The following is a 20,229-nucleotide window of genomic DNA, read 5'->3' as shown; positions in this document are numbered from 1 at the left end:
CAAAATGATCGTCATCTATTATTTCATCCATCATTTTTAAATTAATTATTGCTCTTCTTGCTTATTTTTAAGTAACCTTCTTAATAACTTTCCAGTACTTGTTTTTGGTAATTCCGAAACTATAGATACTTCTCTAGGATATTTATAAGCTGACATTCTTTCTTTAGCCCAGCTGATGATTTCAGCTTCTGTAATTTCTGTCCCACTATTTGATAAAACCACAAACGCCTTTACAGACTCGCCTCTTTTTTCATCAGGAATACCAATTACTGCTGCAGCTTCAATACTTGGATGTTTTATCAACATTTTCTCTACTTCTTCCGGATATACGCTATACCCAGAGCATTTAATCATTTCTTTTACTCTTCCTAAAAATATTAAATAACCATCTTCATCAAATTTACCTATATCACCAGTTAAAAACCATCCGTTTTTTAATGATTCCTCCGTTGCTTCTGGCCGATTTAAATAACCTTTAAAAACACTAGGACTTTTCAGGATAATTTCTCCTTCTTCTCCACTTGCTACTTCCTTTGTATAATCATTTGGGTCAACAATTTTTATCTCTGTCATGTATGTTGGTTTCCCATGTGTACCATATTTAATTTCATTTGGGCGCATTAAAGAATTCCCAGTATGAGCTTCACTCATGCCATATGCCCATTCAAATAATGGTACGTTTGCGTATTTCTCCCATTGATCAGATATATCTTTATTGATTTGAATCCCAAAACTAGTTGTCATATTTAAGCGCAACGAAGAGAGATCAAAATCGCTAATATTTTCGATTTTCAACATTTCTACGTTCATCGGTGGGGTTGTGTATAATACTGAAACCTTATATTTTGCAATACATTGGAGCAATTTCTTAGGATCAAATCTACTTAATAAAATTATCGTACTCCCCACCGCTAAAGGCGACAGCATTCCTTGTACCATCCCAGCGATATGAAAAATTGGCATCACACTTAAGAATATATCGTTTTTATCAAAAGAATAAGTTTGAATTAAACAGTTAGTCTTAAATTCAGAATTTTTATAAGTTAACATCGCACCCTTAGGGGATCCTGTCGTACCAGATGTATATATGATTAAAGCCGTGTCATTTACCATATCAATCTCAGGAGATTCTATATTTCCAAGAAGATCAGATTTAATTATGTCCTCTAAATGACTAATGATATGATCTTCCTTATAATCCTTACCCTTAGGCTCTGAAAAATTTTTAATTGCATTTTCATCTAGAAAAGTCTCATAATCTACTATTACTGCTTTCTGTATACTTGTTTCTTCAATCACACTAGATAGGATAGGCATTAAATTATTCGCAATGAATATTACTTTCGTTTTTAAATCATTCAGTTGATATTGGAGTTCCCACTCTTTAAACATTGGATTGCAAGGTGCAGGAATTGCCCCTATTTTTTGAGCTGCAAAGTAACCAATTATAAATTGAGGACTATTCTGCATAAAAAGCGCTACTGCATCACCTTTCTGGATACCATTCGCTACTAAGAAGCTTGCAGTTCGATTAATATACGTATTTAATTCATGATAAGTAATTTCTGTCCCATAAAAGTTAATAGCTACCTTATTAGGATGTTCCAACGCATTTTCTTCCAAGTATTCATGAATTGGTTTATTTTTCATTTGTAATTCCATTTAATCACCTTCCAATGTATTTACTTACCTTTAAAATTAGCTTCTCTTTTTTCTTTAAATGCATTGATTCCTTCCGCGTAATCTTCTGTTTGAAATGATAAAGTAGTTGCAAGCACTTGCTCCTGAAAAGCTACATGCATTGATTGATTTTCCCCATTATTTAAAGAAGCTTTCATTAAGCCAATTGCTCTCGTCGCGCCTTTGCTAAGTTTTTCAGCCATTGTTTGAACTTCTGCATCTAACATTACTTCATCAACAACTTTATTCACGATGCCCCACTCTTTTGCTTTCTGCGCTGTAAGCATATCCCCCGTAAACAATAGCTCAGTAGCACGATGATAACCAATAAACTTTTGTAAGAGATATGTACCAGAAGCCATACCCCTTAATACAAATGGTAACCCAAATTTCGTATCTTCCCTTGCAATAATCATGTCTGAAGCTAATGCAATTTCAAAACCTGCTCCTAAAGCATATTTGTGAACCTTACAAATTACAGGTTTAGGTACACTTCTAATTTGCTCTACTAACATGGGGTATCCTTGTCTTAGTTCAAGAACTTTATCAGTGGGATTTGGGCGGTCTTCAGTAGCCATTGTTACAAGATCATCACCAGAGCAAAATGCTTTCCCATTCCCTTCGATAACGATTACTCTCACGTCGTCATTTACTTTACAGGTTTCGAGAAAATCATAGATTCCCCAAATCATGTCATTATCCAAAGCATTTAATGCGTCCGTTCGGTTTAACGTTATCGTCGCGATATTATTTGAAATATTATAGATAACTTTATTCTTCATTATTTTTTCCATCCTTATAATAATGTATTGCTAGCTCTTCACGAATAACATCTGAGATTGGTTCAGATTTTCCTAGTTGTTTATTAAAATTCACATAAACTGTTTCACTTGTTACGCAAAGCGTGTCATTTTGCCAAATCTCTTCATATAATTCCAAACTAGAATTTCCAATCTTTTTAACCCATACCTTAACTTCTGCATCTAGCCCGAAATAAATTTGGTTCTTGTAATTGACGGTTGATTTTATAATCACCATGCGCCAATTATCAAATGAATGATCAGGATTAAAAATCTTAAATAGTTCGTTCCTTCCAGCCTCCAACCACACTGGAATAAAAGTGTTATTTATATGGCCAACCCCATCGGTTTCAGAAACTCTTGGAGTAATGACTGTCCTAAACATAGTTACCTCCCTATATAATTACTTATAAATGGTTTTCAATAATTGAAATATAATTTCCACAAATACCATCAATAATCCAAGTGGTACAAATAAAATAACTGGCCATAAAGGAAAATTATTTCCCCCAGCCGTAAAAGATTGACCAGATTCAATGGCTTGTATCATATATTGCGTACCGTAAACAATTAAAAGTAAAATTAAAATTAATTCAATAACGAATAAAATTACATGTATTAATTTTTGTTTGTTTTTACTAAACTTCTCTACAATAAAATCAATTCTTGGCATAATTCCAGTACTGAATGCAAAAGCCAGACCCGGAAAAATTATAAGCGGCATGAAATAACTCTGTGAAATTTCATATGCGTAAAGCGGAGAAAATCCTTGGATATTTCGATATACAACATCGGCACAAGTGTAAAGCATCATAATAAAGACGATGAACCCACTCAAATACATACCTAAATCTCTCACTTTTCCAAAGGAATGATAATACTTTTCAATTTTCGCATGCATATTTTCATCTCCTCTCCATTTTTACATTCTATTTGGTAACCACGTTACAATTTCCGGGAACACTACCATAATAGCAAATATTACTACCGTTATAATAAGAGCATAAGGAAGCGCATACCTGAAAATCACAGTATTTTTTATGCCTGTTACACCTGCTACGGAATAAACACTTAGTCCAACCGGTGGTGTTAATAAACCTATCGTACATAAAATTCCTACTAATACACCAAACCAAATCAAATCAGTACCTATTTCATTGATTAGCGGTAATACAATCGGCGCAGTCATAACAATAACCGCAGCACCCTCAATAAACATGAATAGAATAAAATATACTGCTGCAATAATTATTAAAATAAGAATTGGATACTCAATGAGTGCACTCAATGCACTTATTAATTTCCTAGGTAATAGTGATAACGATACAAATCTACCGAAAATTTGTGCTCCAATCATAATCATTAATATCATTGCAGTTATTTTTACTGTTTCCGTAAATGAGTCTTTTAAAAAATCGAGATTTACTTTTCCTATGAATAGTGCCACAAGAAAACCTGCGAATGCTCCAACCGCCCCAGCCTCTGTAGGTGTGAAAAAGCCTAAATATATCCCACCAAATACGATTACTACTATCATTCCAGTGAGACCTAGTGCTACAAATACTTTGGATGTAGGAAGCGTTTCTTTTACAAAAGCAGTACTCTGGAGATCCTCTTTCTTACCATTATAAAATCTCAAAAAAATCAGCATCACAATCGATATAATCACCATTATAATAATGCCTGGAATGACAGAACCAATAAATAATTTTCCTATTGGAGTTTCAGTAGCAACTCCCCATAAAATCAGGACAATACTTGGTGGAATAACACTAGATAATGAACCTGCTGCTGCAACGGTTGCTCCAGCAATTCCTTCATTGTACCCACGCTTTATTAACTGCGGGACGGCTACTTGTCCCATTGCTGCTGCAGAAGCATTTGTTGAACCCGAGACAGCTCCAAGAAAGCCACCTGCAATAATAGTCAATATGCCTAAAAGACCTCTCTTCCCCTTTGACACGTTAAAAACAAAATTGTATAGGTCTTCAACAATGCCTGCTTTAACAACGAACTGGGCCATAATAACGAATAAAGGGATCGTGGTAAGCGTGTAACTCGTTGTTCTCAAAAAAGGATCGGATTGAAGGAAACCAACTATATAAGAAGGACCTTCTAACAAAGCAATTCCAATTATTCCTGCCGCGAGTAATATGGAGTGTATGTACATGCCAAACGCCAAAAATACTATAAAAAGAATAATGACGATTGTAAATATTAGACCTATCGACACATGATAACCTCCTAACATTTTTCTGAAAATTGAACCCATAAAATCAATGAAATATTAGCTAGTTTTTACTTAAAATTAAATGTTGGAAAGTATGTAATGTCTTTATGAATATTATTAAATCCTACATACTTTCCAACAGAGTTAATATTTTATTTATTATTCTCTTATTAATTACTCAATATCTAAGATAGGTCCATGTACTTCTCCACCATGCTTGATGAGTAAGTCTCTCCATAACTTAGCAGCTTCTTTACCTGGATGACCTTCTTGTTCTTTTGACTCAATCCAAGCATGCCATGTATTAATAGATGCTGTTTCTAATAATTCCTGGGCATCTTCATCAAGTGTATCTACATGAACAAATTTAATTCCTTTTTCAACTGCTTTATCATATGCTGCTGCTTGTGCTTCTAATTTCACATCAGTTTCTGCAAGTTCATATGCTACGTCTTCCATAATTGTTTGAAGTTCTTCAGGAAGTTCGTTCCATTTCTCTTCATCCATTAACCAAATGAATGGGAAGTTTCCTAAACTAATACCTTCTAGCGCTTGATTAATTAATTCATCAAATCCATATGGTTCGTAATCATTAACAGATCTTACGTTACCATCAACTGCTCCTCTACTAAGTGCTTCGAATTCCTCACTCCACGGCATAGATACTGAGCCAGATCCTAGTTCACTAACGAATATTTCATGAGCTCTTCCACCGGTTCTTAAAGAAAGGTTTTGTAAGTCAGAAGCAGATTTAATTTCATCTTTTGTTACGAATCCAATTGTATAGTCTGCAATCGGCTGCACTGGTAATGCTTTCATACCATGTCTACCATACTCATATTCTACAAATGTTTGTCCGTCAACTAATTCAACATCACTAGCTATTAAATCTGCAAATGCTCGTGCCACAACTTTGGAGTCCCCACTAATTAATGGGAGCATCGTAATATCAGATAATGGAAATTGATCAGGGTTGTACGTCGGTAATACAGGAGCTGCAATATCTATTGTACCGTCTTTTAGGGCTCTTACTTCTTCTCCCATGTTCACTAGTTCTTGAGAATAAAACTCATCAAATGTTATTTTCCCATCCGTTCTATTTTTTACTTCTTCAATCCATGGTGCAGTGAAGGCAGCTACGTTATTATCCTCAGAGGAAAGCCCAGCGTTAATTCTAAATTTCTGTTCTGTTATATTACTTGAACCATCCTGCGCTTGTGCATTATCAGGTGTCTCATCATCAGATCCACAAGCTACTAATAAAATCATTGCAAACATAAGGCTAAATAAAATACTTTTACTGATTTTCATAATTAATCCCCATTTCATTTTTATTTTCCTACAAAATTTGGCTTTCTTTTTTCAATAAACGATTCCATACCTTCTTTTTTATCTTCTGTTGTGAACAACAAAGCTTGAGAAATCTTTTCTAATATAAGTCCTACATCATTACTTGCATCCACCCCTTTTTTAACTGATATTTTCGCTAATTTTAAAGCTATTGAACTTTTATTAGCTAAATTTTTAGTGATATCGTTAACCACTTCTTCCAAGTTCTCCTTTGCTACTACTTCGTTTACTAATCCCATCTCTTTTGCTTCCTTAGCAGTAACTTTCTTACCAGTCAAAATCATATATAATGCATTTCCAGCACCCACTAGTTTTGCTAGTCTTTGTGTACCGCCTGCTGCAGGAATAATGGATAAGTTGAGTTCTGGTAAGGCAAATATAGATGCTTCTGTCGCCACTCTAATATCGCAAGCCAACGCCAACTCACATCCACCACCTAATGCAAGCCCGTCTATCGCCGCAATAGTCGGCTTTTCATATTCATCAATAAAATTGAATAAATCTTGAAAACCCTCATTTTTGAGCATTGAAATCATATCTTTTTCTTTTAATTCTTTTATATCTGCACCAGCTACAAAAGCCTTATCTCCAGCTCCTTTGAAAACTATAGAACTCACTGAGTCATTTTCTAGACATTTTATTAAGGCATTCTTTATTTCAGATAAACTTTCAAAGTTTAATGCATTTAACGATTTAGGTCTATCGATCGTTATGGTAGCGTAGGAATCTACGTATTCTAGTAATATATGTGAATACTCCACGCATACAACTCCTCTCTTTTTTCATGGAAGTTACTTGTAATTGTAAAAACCAATTCCAGATTTTTTACCCCATTCTTTTTTGCGGTATTTTTCAGTCAATGATTGAGAAGGTTTATCCTTCTCGTCTTGGGTTTCACTATAGATGTATTCTTTGATATGATAATTTAAATCGATACCAGTTAAATCTAGTAATTCAAATGGACCTATCGGATGGTTCAACCCTTTTTTACAAGCGATATCAATTTCTTCCAGTGAAGCATATCCATTTTCATAGAGATAAAGTGCTTCATCAAAGATTGCTGTTAAGATACGATTCGTAACAAAACCAAGAATTTCTTTTTTAATTAAGATTGGAGTTTTATTTAACCGTTTTGCTAACTCCAGTGACACATTTACTGTTTCTTCTGAAGTGTGCTCTCCTTTCACCACTTCTACCAATTCCATGACTAAAGCTGGATTGAAAAAGTGAAAGTTACAAACCTTTTCTGGTCTATTCGTATGTTCAGCCATTTTTGAGCTTACAATTGTTGAACTATTTGATGCGATAATTGTATGTTCTGGTGCTAATTTATCAATTTGGCTAAACAGCTCTTGCTTTACCTCTACTTTCTCAACAATTGCTTCAATAACATAATCTGTATCGTTTACAGAACTTTCTAGGTCTGTATTAAAAGTTATTTTACTGAATACGCTTTCAAATTCTTCTCTAGTAAATTTACCTTTTTCTACCCTTCTATGCATTCGTTTTTCTAGCATATTTTTTGCTTCATCTAATTTTCCTTGATCAATGTCATTAATTGTTACTCTATAGCCAGCTAGTGCACATACCATGCCAATTTGTGACCCCATGAGTCCAGATCCTATGACCGTAATTTTATTAATATCTTTAATGTCCATTATTATCCCCCGTAACTACCTTATATTTTCTAAAATAACTGCTATCCCTTGACCACCACCTATACAAGCCGTTAAAAGTCCGTATCTTTGATTTCTTCTTTTTAATTCATAAATTAGTTTTGTAGCTAAAATTGTTCCAGTTGCTGCAATAGGGTGGCCATGTGCGATTGCACCACCATTAACATTTACTTTTTCCATATCAAAGTTTAACTCTTTATGGCAGGCAAGTACTTGAGCAGCAAATGCTTCATTAATTTCAATTAAATCCATTTCTTCTAAAGCTAAATTTGTGTTTGCAAGTACTTTTCGTACTGCAGGCACAGGCCCAATTCCCATATAATTAGGATCAACCCCTGTCACTGCATAGCCAACTACACGTACCAATGGTACTAGTCCTCTATTAATCGCTTCGTCTTCAACCATCATTACGACAGCAGCTGCTCCATCATTTATTCCTGAGGAACTTCCTGCCGTCACAGTTCCACCCACTTTAAAAATCGGTTTCAAACTGTTAAGTTGTTCCAAAGATATATTTCTTCTTGGGTGTTCATCCTCGTAAAAATTAATCGGACCTTTTTTCGTATGTATCTCTATAGGGATAATTTGGTCCTCAAAATAACCTTTTGACATCGCTCGATCCATTTTCTTTTGACTTTCTAGTGCATACAGATTTTGTTCTTCAAAGCTTATGTTGTATTTCTCAGCTAGATTTTCTGCTGTAATGCCCATTGGAGGATCCCCAATTTCTTCAGGACTTAAATTTCTACTCAGAAACTTGGGTGGATGCTGATTAAAAGGTTTCGATTGTTTTTCTAGTAGGTATGGTTCTAGTGTCATACTTTCTATTCCACCAGCGACGTATATTCCACCATCAGCTTTAATCATTTGAGCCGCCATCATGATACTATTTATACCTGAACCACATTGTCGATCAATTGTAACTCCAGGAACGGAAACATCTAGCTGTGCCTCTAACGCTGACATTCGAGCTATGTTCCCTACATTAGATAAACAATTTCCCATGATGACATCTGTTATTTCACGAGAGTCCAATTTTGTTTTATTAACTGCTTCTCTTATGACTTCTCCTCCATATTTATAAGGATGTAAATCTTTCAGAGCTCCTCCTCTCTTTCCTATTGCCGTTCTAACAGCTGATACAATTACAGGAACATTCATCTTAAACCTCCTAAAAGTTTTATAAAATTGAGAACCAAACCAGCTTATGAATACGTAACCAATTTTGAACACACTTAAGAAAAGCTCATAGGACTAGCATAAATATAGTACTTATACACTTTTATACATATTATCCTTTTGTTAATTGTGAAATCGTATTCATAAATCACTGAAAGTGAGTTTTTGATATTGTCGCTAAACTTTACTGATAATTTTCTTAATTTTTTATATAAAATAAAGTCTAAAACAATTTAGTACAGTTGTCAATAACTTTTTATTCAGAATATAAATCAATTATGATAAACCACTCATTACAAACACATAAGTGAAAGTTAAATAGTTACAGCAAACGTGTGCTTGCTCTCTATTTAACCTACTCTACTTGTATTTACATTTATCTGATGATAAAGTTTATACAAATATAATAATTTAATGTATTCTAAAAACGAGATTGATAGCAATAAAAACTATTATTGGAGGGTAACGAATGGCAAAAGCTTTTATTTTAGATGGTGCTAGAACTGCTTTAACATCTTTTGGGGGATCTTTTTCACAGCTAACTACTACAAGCTTAGCAACATTCACTGCAAAAGAAGCTATGTTACGCGCTTCTGTTGACCCAGCGCAAATTGATCACTTGATATATGGGAATGTAATTCATTCTGAGCCAAACGCTGCGTATATAGCACGTCACGTTGGTTTAGAAAGTGAACTCTCCTACGAAGTTCCTGCGTATAATTTAAATCGATTATGCGGATCTGGATTACAAGCAATTATTTCAGGCGTCCAAGAAATCCTATTGAATGAGGCTGACTTTACGCTCGTAGGCGGAACAGAAAACATGTCCCAAGCACCATATGCAAACTTTGAACAACGTTTTAGTCGTTCAAAAATGGGAGGACTGAAATTCCAGGATATGCTTCAAGCAACATTACTTGATGAATACACTGGCTTTGGCATGGGAGTAACAGCAGAGAATCTCGCAGAAAAATACAACATAATGCGAAAAGAGCAAGACGAATACGCTGTACTATCTCATCAAAGAGCAGCAAAAGCTCAAAAGATTGGTGTTTTTGCTGAAGAAATTGTTCCAGTCGAAGTGAAGTCACGTAAAGGTTCAAATATCATTGATAAAGATGAACATATTAAACCTGAAACTACTCTTGAGAGCATCAGTAACTTACCAACAGTTTTCAAGAAGGATGGAACGGTTACCGCAGCAAATTCTTCTGGAATTAACGACGGTGCAGCGAGTCTAATAATTGCAAGTGAAAAAGCGGTAAAAGACAATAGCTTAAAGCCAATAGCTGAAATCCTATCTTGGTCAGTAAAAGGTGTCGATCCCAATATAATGGGAATTGGACCAGCTCCAGCTATCAAAGACGCTTTACAAAAAGCAAATTTAAAACTTGAAGACGTGGACTTAGTGGAAGTAAATGAAGCATTCGCTGCACAGTATCTGGCTGTGGAAAAAGAACTTGGACTAAACCGTGAAATAACAAATGTAAATGGAGGAGCAATTGCACTAGGTCATCCAGTCGGTATGAGTGGAGCTAGACTAGCATTAACTGCTGCCTATGAATTAAGAAGAAGGAATGGCAAATACGCTGTCATTAGTCTATGTATTGGTGGTGGCCAAGGGATTGCAATGGTAATTAAGAATTCCAATTAAATATTTTTATAGAATCACACAATTACATTGCTTTTTTTATTCTATTCTCCATTATTATTTTAACTGCAACATGGGGACGGTTCTCTTGTCGCACTCACAGTGCAACAAGAGAACCGTCCCTATGTCTCATTCTATAAACCCAATAACGTCCCAATAATCCACCCAGACCCATAAAAGATCATAAACTGTACACCAACGCCTACTCCAAGGAATCGATTCAGCAATCCACCAACCATCGCAATCGCAAATGTGACTACAACACCTACGAGTCCCCCCTCATAAAAGGCAAGCAAGACAACGACTCCGATGAACATTCCAATAATCGCTTCTTGATTGATTTTCTTCAAAACGAAGACCGTAGCTTTACGTGCAAAATTCATGGAAAATGGATAGGCAATTAATGCAGCGATTATCAACCCAATCAAACCATATATCAAGAAATCAATTGGCTGCAGGAGTGTATGCAAATTATGAATTTCTGGTTCTGTTGTAAATACTGGTGGCGCATTAAATAACGCCAGTGCAGGTCCAATTGCAACCGGACTCAAAGGAATTCCGAAAGCAACGAGCGGAATAATTGTTTCTGCGACATAAGTTGATTCTGTCACAGCATTCATCGTCGACAAACTCGTCGTCGACTTTTTGTACTGTCCCTTTACTCTAGAACCTACAAGCTCACCCATTAGTGCCGTCATACCTACTGGACTAAGTGCAAATGTTAAAGAAGAAAGAAATGACGTCCCACCTACAGCTGCCGTTTGTTTTTTCGTTAACACTTTAAACGGATTCGGAAAATAGCCAGCCCACGACTTCTGTTCAGGCGCGAGTTTATATTCATTCGCTTGCTTTCTCTCAATTAGCGGACGAGCACTGCTTGATGTCGCAAGTAAAATATCAGTAAGCATTGGTCCAATCGCTATACCTAAGAAGAAGCTGATCGTTAGCGGGTTGCCAAGTATTGTCGTACTCACCAAGTTCAGACCTTGAATCACCAACGCCAAAGGCACAATAAGTAAAATACTTGCCCAACGACCTTTGGAAAAATAACCAATCAAAACTGCGGCACCTGTGAAAATTATGCCGGAGTTTTCTTTGAAAAACTCTCCAAATTGACTCAAGAATACTGCAAATAAAATAGCAATTGGCAGTGCAATAAACGCACCAATAATTCCGCCTGAAATCATTTTTCTTAAAGCTATATGCGGCAGCCCAATCCTACGTAAAAAGTTCGCATGGTCCAACATCGGAGCCGCCGTCGTATCCCCAGGTACTCCCATTAGCGCGGTGGGAATCGCATGTGTTAAATGTTTCGCTAAAATTGCTGACATAAAGAATGCAAAAATTGCTTCTGGAGGAGCGCCAAGTAATACAACAATTAACGTTGCAGGCACTAGAACTGCTGTCTCATCTGAGCCTGAGACTAGTCCAATTAGAGTAAAAATAACTCCTCCAACAACCGCTAGGAGAATCGCAATTAATAGTACGTTCATTTTTGCTTGTCCTCCTCATTCTTAATAAACATCTCATAAATTCCTTGTTCCTTCATTTCTTGCATAATCACAGGATCATTCATTATTGATTCCCGCTCCACTTCCATATCGAGGCCGAGCTTTTTATATACCTCTTCCAATTCATCACTCGTGTTAGGCACTTCATTTAGTGTTCGCTTTGGTTTGAATAAAAATGTATTAATAACTAAAGCTAATAAACTTCCCGCTATTCCTAGCATTAATGAATAAGAACGAATCATTTGCTCTGGAGCGAACAACGGGAAGATTTGACTTCCTATGAGATACCCAATCAAACTTGCACTGATACTTATCGCTATTGTAAAAATCAGATGCTTGCCATAGACGGTATCGCCAATAACCTCAACGTATGTACCCGACTTTTCTTCTGTATTGCTCATTTATAATTGCCTCCTTCGTGTAAAAATCTCATTAGTTTATTATGTTCTTTTGCAGATTTGTTAGACGTAATGCAACGCGCATTCATTTGTGGTAAAATAAAAGCCACAGCAAGGTACTTTACTACTCATTCAACATGATTGAATATTGCGAAACTTTGTTGAATTATGCATTTTATGAATTTGTTGCGAACGATATAATTATACATAGCTTCAATAAAGAATTCTAGTTATATTGAAGATTTCATTTGAATTAAATATATTGAGAAAATTATATAGAACAAAAAAGGAACTTCCTTGTTAAATCGGAAGTTCCTTTTTTATATAAGTCTATTTTTCTTCAAAGTAATTTATAATAGCATCCGCAATTCGTCTCGATGCTTCCCCATCTCCATATGGGTTCGTCGCTTTTGCCATTTTGGAATGTTCTTCATCGTTACTCAATAACTCATGAGCCACATCAAAAATCACATCTTCATCTGTACCGACTAACTTCAAGGTCCCAGCCTCTATCCCCTCTGGGCGTTCTGTTGTATCTCTTAACACGAGAACAGGAACTCCAAGAGATGGCGCTTCTTCCTGAATTCCACCTGAATCCGTTAAAATTAGATGAGCTCGACTAGCATAATTGTGAAAATCGACAACGTCTAATGGTTCAATCAACTGGATCCGATCGTCCCGCCCAAGAATCGCTTCTGCTGTTTCCCGCACAACTGGATTTAAATGAACAGGGTAGATCACATGAATATCATCATGCGTTTCAACCAAGCGCTTAATCGCGCGAAACATCTGGTTCATATTTTCTCCTAGATTCTCACGCCTATGTGCTGTCATCAGAACAAGGCGTTTCTCGCCAATCGCATCAAGTACTGGACTTGAATAATCTTCATTTACCGTCGTTTTCAGAGCATCAATTGCTGTGTTGCCAGTTATGTAAATACGCTCAGACGCAATATTTTCTTTCAGCAAATTCTCTTTTGACTTTTCTGTCGGTGAAAAATGTAAATCGGCTAATACAGTTGTTAGCTGACGATTCATTTCTTCTGGAAACGGCGAATATTTATTCCACGTACGAAGGCCTGCTTCTACATGTCCAACAGCTATTTGATTATAATAAGCTGCTAGACTTGCTACAAAAGTTGTACTCGTATCGCCGTGCACCAACACGATATCTGGCTTTGAATTCTTCATTAATTCATCAAGGCCTTCAAGCGCACGTGTTGCAATTTCGGCCAGCGATTGTTTTTGTTTCATAATATTTAAATCAAAATCAGGAGTTATTTTAAATATATCAAGCACTTGGTCAAGCATTTCTCTATGTTGCGCCGTTACTGTAACAATCGTTTCAAACTCTTCCGGTCGCCTCTTTAACTCTAGTACGAGAGGAGCCATCTTAATTGCTTCAGGTCTCGTTCCGAAGATAGCCATCACTTTAATTGGTTTATTCACTGTCGTCACTCCAATTTTTTAAGGAATTAATACTTTTTAAATAAAATTCTAATCATAAATTCAAATGCTTTCAATATTCGTTTCGCTCGAAAAGGCTGTTCTATAATTCTATATAACCATTCCAAATTTAATTTTATCCAAGCTTCTGGTGCTCGTTTTACTTCACCAGCTAATACATCAAAGCTGCCGCCGACACCAATGAACAATCCTTTTTCACATTCGTCTAGCATCATTGTAATCCACTCTTCTTGCTTAGGGAATCCTAATGCTGCAAAAATAATATCCGGATTTGCTGCTAGCACTTCTTTTTTCACTGCCTCGTCTTCTAATTCAAAAAAACCATGATGGCGCCCTGCGATGATAAGCTCTGGATGTTTCTTTTTCACTTCTGCAATAACTTTTGCATTCACTTCTTCAGTTGCACCTAGGAAATAACAACTTAAATTCTTTTCTTCTGCATGGTCTAATAAATCGAGCATCAATTCAAACCCTGCGATTCTTTCTTGTAAAGGTTGTTTTTTTATCTTTGAGGCTATTACAATTCCAATGCCATCAGGTACAACATAATCCGCTGACTGTAAAATAGATTTATAACTTTCATTTTCTCTCGCATACATGACAATTTCAGGGTTTGCAGTTACGAGGAAGGTTTTTTTCTGTTCGATTAATCTCGGTGAAAGATAATGTTGTAAAAAATCTTTTTTAGTTAAATTTACAAAGTCAACATCCATTATCTCTACTGTATTCAATGCCTTTTCCATCTTTTTCAGCCTTTCCTTGTTCACAATCTATCTTTACAAAATTAATATACCGTTAATATTGTTTACGAAACTTGATATTCATAGTAAAATATAGTGTAATGAAAAAATCTGTTTTTTATTCTAATGAAAAATAATAATACGAATAATTTAAAAAGTTATTTATAAATTTCGGGGAGAATCAACTATGTCAAAGTATAACACACCACAATCTCGTGTGGTCAAACGAAACAAACGGGCTCGCCGCAGACGCATCTATCTTATACTCCTACCATTTTGCCTGTTACTATTAGGTGTATTAGGTTACGGAGCATATCTATATACGACAGCCGATTCTGTACTATCAGAGTCCTATGAGAACGATGAAAGAGAAAAATCCGAATTACGTAAAACTGCAGTAGACCCTAGCTCAGACAATGTATCTATTTTGATTATGGGATTAGACGCAAGTAACATAAGAGCGAATGCTGATAATTCTAGAACGGATACACTCATGGTAGCGACACTGAACAAATCTGATAAAAGTGTTAAGCTTTTGAGTATTCCTAGAGACACACTCACTTATATTCCAGAAGTCGGTTATGAAACAAAAATTAATCACGCACATGCATATGGTGGAACAAGAGCAACGATTGATACGGTAGAAAATCTATTAGAAGTGCCGATCGACTATTATGTAAAGTTAAATTTCGAAGCCTTTATTGATGTCGTTGATGCAGTTAATGGAATTACAGTAGAAGTTCCGTATGAATTATATGAAATGGATTCTCAAGATCGAAAAGGTGCCATTCACTTACTACCTGGAGAACAGGATCTTAATGGTGAAGAAGCATTGGCATTAGCACGTACTAGAAAGCTAGATAACGATATTCAACGTGGAAAGAGACAGCAAGAGATCATCAAAGCTATCGTTAAAAAAGCTGTCTCCGTCAATTCAATCTTGAAATACGATGATATTATTCAAGCAGTTGGTAGCAACATGACAACGAGTATGTCATTCAGCGAAATGAAGAGCTTCATTTCTTACGGAACAGAAGGCACTAACCTAGACATCGAAACATTAACACTTGAAGGTACAGATTACTGGCCAAATGGCGTATATTACTGGAAACTCGATGAAGATGCTTTAAATGAAACGAAAATCACACTTAAAGATCATTTGGAGATTTCAAGAGCAAACGGCCCAATGAAATCAAGTGAAATTGCCGGTGAAGAAAAACGCACACCTTATTAATTATTTAAACTGCTGTCCACATTGGGCAGCAGTTTTTTCATTTCAAATCTTATGTTATGCTGAAATTATTATTAGCTTAAGGGAGGATTCCAATTGCCACTTAACTTTGCCCACCGAGGCTCTCTAACAGAAGCACCAGAAAACACACTACCAGCTTTTCAAAAAGCAATCGACCATGGCGCAAGAGCATTAGAACTCGATGTTCAACTGACAAAAGATAATCATTTAGTAGTTTGTCATGACCATAAACTAACTCGATTCAATTCTAATTCCACAAAATTAATAAAAGATTATACACTAGAAGAAATTAAAAGAATTGATGTTGGCGCGTCATTTAGCGAGCAATATGTTGGGACTGCTCTTCCCACTCTCGAAGAAGTTCTACATATTTGTCCAGACGATCTCATTTTAAATATTGAAATTAAAAATATCCCTGTTATTTATGAAGGGATTGAACAAATTTTATTAAACTGCTTGAAGGATCACGAGCGTTTGGAAAATGTCATCGTATCTTCTTTTGATCATATGGCTCTCAAAAAAATACACCAACTTGCACCAGAAATTCCTTTAGGCATGTTATTTCATTATAGAATATTAAACACCTGGGAATATGTCGCAAATAGCGGACTGCCAATTTCAAGCATTCATCCAAATCATGTTTATGTCGATAGAGAGTTTGTGGAGAATTGTAAACGTCTAGGCTATAAAGTTTATCCATACACTGTTAGCTCTAAAGATCGGTATGAGGAATTAATCGATTATGGGGTTGATGGGGTGTTTTCAAATGAGCCTGGGATATTTACAAAATAGCTCCTGCCTAAAAAATCAGCAGGAGCTTTTTCGTATTACACATATTTTATGAGGCTTCTTCCTCGACAAGTACTTGCGAAGAATGAAGCCAGACTTCTTTATCGTTTAATATACCGTTATACCAAACGTTTTTCCCAACCATTTCTAATTTCATTACTTGGAAAGGCTGGTCTTTAAATTCATTTAAATCCTCGTAAACAAGGTTTTTCTTTCCACCCCATGGTCTGCTGAATGCAGAACCGTTACCTGTTATGGAAAGCGTTTTAGATATTTCTTCGATGGATAAATGAACATGTAGGGAAAGATCATTTGATTTCATCCAACCTATCGTCCCTTTTTCTGCGCTTGGTTCTTCACTCAACAAGTAATACTTATTCCCTTGATAGACAGCTTGTTTCTTAATATAATATACACTATTTTTAAATTCATCTGATGGCTCTTTGTTTTCTTTCATTGGGGAAGAATAGATATATGATTTAGCGCCTCTTAAATGCCCGAGCATGCTTGTATATTCTTCCTCATAGGTCTCGTCAGTTTCGACTTTATGTAATAACTCTTCAACATCTTCGGTTGGACCATCAGCTATTACATTCTCTCGATATGCTTCACGTTCTTCTTTCGGAAGTTTTTCCCACTTCTCTAGAAATGCTTCGTAGCGTGGCAAGACGTCTCCAACATCTCCGTAAGCTTTTACTCTTCCATATTCAAGCCATAGTATTTTTTCACAAAACTTCTTCATTTGCCCTAACGAATGGCTGACGAAAATCATTGTCTTGCCATTTTCTTTGAACTCTAACATCTTATTAAGACTTTTCGTTGCAAAAGCTTTATCTCCAACAGATAGAGCTTCATCAATAATTAATATGTCTGGATCTACGTTAACCGAAATTGCAAAACCTAATCTTGATTTCATTCCACTAGAATATGATTTCACAGGCTGATCAATAAACTTCTCTAGCTCAGCAAATTCAATAATATGTGGTTCTAACTCGCTAATCTCTTCTTTATTGAACCCTAGCATGAGAAGCTTAAGTTCTATATTTTCTCGACCAGACAAATCACCTTTTAGACCAGATGCAACCGCAATTAAGGCTGCTTGTCCGTTAATCTCAATTTTCCCAGATGTTTGTGGTACAATACCAGCAATAATATTTGATAAGGTGGATTTACCAGAACCATTTGTTCCAACGAACCCAATAATATCGCCTTTTTCTGCTTCGAAATCAACATCTTTTAATGCAAAAAACTCTTCTCCAATTCTATTTGGAAAAATTAAATCGAGGATGCGTTCTTTCGACCCTGTAAAGAGTCTATATTTTTTTGAAACATTCTTAACTACAATTGCTTTATCCATATTTTTCACAAGCCCTTTATAAATAATCAATAAAATGTCTACGGAACTTCATGTGTAGAAACGCACCAAAAATCAGCAAGACGATGACTACACCCCAGAAATAGAGGGTATATTCCCAATTTGTAATGAAATGCAGTTCTGAACTAAAGAATGCAGCACGGTAGCCTTCAATTAGATAATATAACGGATTCAACTTCATGAGATTCATGATGGTTGGAAAATCGGCTAATATCGTTATCGGCCATAACACCCCTGATAAATATAAAAGCATTCGAAGTGTTGAATTAAGGAACATATGAATATCTCTGATTATCGTAGACAATGTTGAGGTAATAAGTGATAATGCAAAAATGAGTGCAACTGCTCCAAACATATAATAAAAGATTTGTAATGTGTATGCGTTCAAATGATACCCGCTAATATGAAGAATCGTCGCTGATATCGCAACCATTAGTAAATGAACATAGAAATGCGAGAAAATCACATAACTTGGGATAATACTCATGGGAAAATTCATTTTGGATAGCATTCTAAGTCTCGAATAAATTGACTTTGACCCTTGGATTGTTCCTTGATAAAAGAAGATCCACAGGAAAAATGCTGCGACTAACCAACTAAAGAATTCTACCTCTACCCCAGCAACCTCTACAGGTGCACGTGACCTTAGTGTGCCAAAGACAAACCAATAAATTAAAAGCTGAATCGCTGGATTAATTAGCTCCCAAGCCACCCCCAAATAATTATTTTTATTTTTACTTTTTAATTCGTATATTGAAAGCCTCCGAATTAGATAAAAGTGATTTATTTGCTCTTGAATTACCTTAAATGCAGATTTCATAGATATTTCCTTTCAACGCTAACTACTTACATATGTCGTTAATAACTAGTTATAAATTATACAAGTAATTATAGTAAAACACAATGAAGAAGCAGACTTAGCGCCTACCTAAACCTGCTTCTCCATCTTATTTCTGAAACAATTCCTCAACAACTCTTTTACTTGCATTACCATCCTCAAGATAGCAAAACTTCTCATAAAATGCTTCTTCTATTTCTGATGGTGCAAATCCATTTCTATCAATACTTACAATCTCATTGATAATCTCTTCCGTTGTTTTAACCAAAGGACCTGGAGCCTTCTCTTCAAATTCAAAATAAAAGCCTCGCAGATTATCACGATACTCTTCAATGTCATAAACGAAAAACAGCATTGGTCGTTTAAGATTCGCATAATCAAAGAATACGGATGAGTAATCGGTTATCAGCATATCTGCGATTATATAAAGCTCACGTATATCTTCATGGTAAGATAAGTCATATACAAAGCCCTCGTATTCTGATAGATCTAGGTTCTCAGCTACTAAGTAATGAAGTCTTAAAATAATAATATACTCTTCCCCTAGTTTTTCTTTCATTCTATTAAGGTCCATTTCCAAATCAAACTTGTATTTACCTTTAGAGTAAAATTGGTTATCACGCCATGTTGGTGCATATAGAATAATCTTCTTATCTAAAGGTAAATTGGCTAAGCGTTTTACTTTATTTTTATTCTCATCGTTATTTGAGTTAATTAAATAGTCATTCCTAGGATAACCTGATTCAATCATTTTCTTATCAAATTGAAAGGCTCTTTTAAAAATTTCCGTTGAATAAGCATTTGGCGAGACTAAGTAATCCCACTTACTAGATTCGCTTAAAAAGTTCTTCTTATACTTTTCGGTATTTGTGCCAGGCATATGAACTTCATCCATATCTATTGCCAATCGTTTTAGTGGCGTACCATGCCAAGTTTGTACATAGATTGTACGATTTGGCTTAGTGATCCATAAAGGCAATCGGCTATTTATTACCCAATATTTAGCTCTAGTCATTAATAACATCCATTTAATCGAAAAACGTCTCACATATTTAATATCATAACCATTAAAATCTTTTAAATGTCTTCGATCTGCGCTCCAATACATCTTATATTGAGAATGATTCTTCTTTATATATTCATATAACGCTCTAGGATTGTCACTATATTGTTTTCCATGAAAGCTTTCAAACATTATTAATTTGTCGTCTTTTGGTAGAACCAATCCTAAATAATAGAATATTTTTTTATATATTTTTGATAAACTATTTTTCAATTTTTTCTTCATACTAC

Annotated in this window: 18 protein-coding genes and 1 pseudogene; 3 read left to right on the top strand and 16 right to left on the bottom strand. The window is 35.5% G+C overall.

All coding sequences use genetic code 11. The features are described 5' to 3' along the window. Window positions 1–45: 45 nt before the first annotated feature. The 9 genes from ACXYMZ_RS02885 to ACXYMZ_RS02845 all read right to left on the bottom strand — a co-directional run bounded on the left by ACXYMZ_RS02885 (window position 46) and on the right by ACXYMZ_RS02845 (window position 8,897). The gene (locus ACXYMZ_RS02885) at window positions 46–1,662 is read right to left on the bottom strand and encodes a class I adenylate-forming enzyme family protein (RefSeq protein WP_458946847.1); all 1,617 of its coding nucleotides are present in this window, start codon (window positions 1,660–1,662) and stop codon (window positions 46–48) included. A 20-nt stretch (window positions 1,663–1,682) separates the two neighbouring features. Beyond that, window positions 1,683–2,462, bottom strand: coding sequence for an enoyl-CoA hydratase/isomerase family protein (locus ACXYMZ_RS02880; protein ID WP_458946846.1), 780 nt, complete (start codon window positions 2,460–2,462; stop codon window positions 1,683–1,685). Next, window positions 2,452–2,865: an acyl-CoA thioesterase gene (locus ACXYMZ_RS02875; protein ID WP_458946845.1), complete on the bottom strand. Its 414-nt coding sequence runs from the start codon at window positions 2,863–2,865 to the stop codon at window positions 2,452–2,454. The genes ACXYMZ_RS02880 and ACXYMZ_RS02875 overlap by 11 nt, the downstream gene beginning before the upstream one ends. 18 nt (window positions 2,866–2,883) lie before the next feature. Then, entirely contained in the window at window positions 2,884–3,381 is a 498-nt protein-coding gene (locus tag ACXYMZ_RS02870; RefSeq protein ID WP_458946844.1) for a TRAP transporter small permease, read from the bottom strand. A 21-nt stretch (window positions 3,382–3,402) separates the two neighbouring features. Beyond that, the gene (locus tag ACXYMZ_RS02865; RefSeq protein WP_458946843.1) at window positions 3,403–4,713 is read right to left on the bottom strand and encodes a TRAP transporter large permease; all 1,311 of its coding nucleotides are present in this window, start codon (window positions 4,711–4,713) and stop codon (window positions 3,403–3,405) included. A gap of 171 nt (window positions 4,714–4,884) precedes the next feature. Further along, entirely contained in the window at window positions 4,885–6,021 is a 1,137-nt protein-coding gene (locus ACXYMZ_RS02860; protein WP_458946842.1) for a type 2 periplasmic-binding domain-containing protein, read from the bottom strand. Between the two features lie 20 nt (window positions 6,022–6,041). Beyond that, complete coding sequence (locus ACXYMZ_RS02855; protein WP_458946841.1) at window positions 6,042–6,821, bottom strand: enoyl-CoA hydratase/isomerase family protein; 780 nt, start codon at window positions 6,819–6,821, stop codon at window positions 6,042–6,044. Between the two features lie 30 nt (window positions 6,822–6,851). Further along, window positions 6,852–7,718 (bottom strand): 3-hydroxyacyl-CoA dehydrogenase family protein, encoded by an 867-nt coding sequence (locus ACXYMZ_RS02850; protein ID WP_458946840.1) that lies wholly within the window; start codon window positions 7,716–7,718, stop codon window positions 6,852–6,854. Between the two features lie 15 nt (window positions 7,719–7,733). Beyond that, a complete protein-coding gene (locus ACXYMZ_RS02845; protein ID WP_458946839.1) occupies window positions 7,734–8,897 on the bottom strand; it encodes a thiolase family protein in 1,164 nt (387 codons plus the stop codon). Between the two features lie 487 nt (window positions 8,898–9,384). On the opposite strand from ACXYMZ_RS02845, the gene ACXYMZ_RS02840 reads away from it, so the two are divergent. Then, the gene (locus tag ACXYMZ_RS02840) at window positions 9,385–10,569 is read left to right on the top strand and encodes a thiolase family protein (protein WP_458946838.1); all 1,185 of its coding nucleotides are present in this window, start codon (window positions 9,385–9,387) and stop codon (window positions 10,567–10,569) included. Window positions 10,570–10,700: 131 nt separating this feature from the next. Here ACXYMZ_RS02840 and ACXYMZ_RS02835 read toward each other — a convergent pair whose 3' ends face one another. The 4 genes from ACXYMZ_RS02835 to ACXYMZ_RS02820 all read right to left on the bottom strand — a co-directional run bounded on the left by ACXYMZ_RS02835 (window position 10,701) and on the right by ACXYMZ_RS02820 (window position 14,685). Continuing rightward, window positions 10,701–12,059 (bottom strand): tripartite tricarboxylate transporter permease, encoded by a 1,359-nt coding sequence (locus ACXYMZ_RS02835; RefSeq protein ID WP_458946837.1) that lies wholly within the window; start codon window positions 12,057–12,059, stop codon window positions 10,701–10,703. Beyond that, entirely contained in the window at window positions 12,056–12,478 is a 423-nt protein-coding gene (locus tag ACXYMZ_RS02830) for a hypothetical protein (RefSeq protein WP_458946836.1), read from the bottom strand. Before ACXYMZ_RS02830 ends, ACXYMZ_RS02835 begins: the two co-directional genes overlap by 4 nt. A 327-nt stretch (window positions 12,479–12,805) precedes the next feature. Further along, window positions 12,806–13,903, bottom strand: a complete 1,098-nt coding sequence (gene wecB / locus ACXYMZ_RS02825) for a non-hydrolyzing UDP-N-acetylglucosamine 2-epimerase (RefSeq protein ID WP_458946910.1) — start codon at window positions 13,901–13,903, stop codon at window positions 12,806–12,808. Window positions 13,904–13,950: 47 nt separating this feature from the next. Further along, complete coding sequence (locus ACXYMZ_RS02820) at window positions 13,951–14,685, bottom strand: WecB/TagA/CpsF family glycosyltransferase (RefSeq protein WP_458946835.1); 735 nt, start codon at window positions 14,683–14,685, stop codon at window positions 13,951–13,953. A 184-nt stretch (window positions 14,686–14,869) separates the two neighbouring features. On the opposite strand from ACXYMZ_RS02820, the gene ACXYMZ_RS02815 reads away from it, so the two are divergent. Beyond that, window positions 14,870–15,916, top strand: a complete 1,047-nt coding sequence (locus ACXYMZ_RS02815; protein ID WP_458946834.1) for an LCP family protein — start codon at window positions 14,870–14,872, stop codon at window positions 15,914–15,916. 93 nt (window positions 15,917–16,009) lie between these two features. Next, window positions 16,010–16,726 (top strand): glycerophosphodiester phosphodiesterase, encoded by a 717-nt coding sequence (locus ACXYMZ_RS02810; RefSeq protein WP_458946833.1) that lies wholly within the window; start codon window positions 16,010–16,012, stop codon window positions 16,724–16,726. Window positions 16,727–16,772: 46 nt separating this feature from the next. On the opposite strand, the gene tagH is transcribed toward ACXYMZ_RS02810, so the two are convergent. The 3 genes and pseudogenes from tagH to ACXYMZ_RS02795 all read right to left on the bottom strand — a co-directional run. Beyond that, window positions 16,773–18,110: a teichoic acids export ABC transporter ATP-binding subunit TagH gene (tagH, locus tag ACXYMZ_RS02805; protein WP_458946832.1), complete on the bottom strand. Its 1,338-nt coding sequence runs from the start codon at window positions 18,108–18,110 to the stop codon at window positions 16,773–16,775. After that, window positions 18,097–18,918 (bottom strand): ABC transporter permease, encoded by an 822-nt coding sequence (locus ACXYMZ_RS02800; protein ID WP_458946831.1) that lies wholly within the window; start codon window positions 18,916–18,918, stop codon window positions 18,097–18,099. The genes tagH and ACXYMZ_RS02800 overlap by 14 nt, the downstream gene beginning before the upstream one ends. Window positions 18,919–19,045: 127 nt before the next feature. Then, window positions 19,046–20,221: pseudogene (locus tag ACXYMZ_RS02795) on the bottom strand (CDP-glycerol glycerophosphotransferase family protein); the annotation flags it as partial. Window positions 20,222–20,229: the final 8 nt, after the last annotated feature.

The organism is Oceanobacillus sp. CAU 1775 (genome assembly GCF_054482815.1).
The sequence above is the reverse complement of the archived record's forward strand: the minus strand, read 5'-3'. Positions and strand labels throughout refer to the sequence as shown.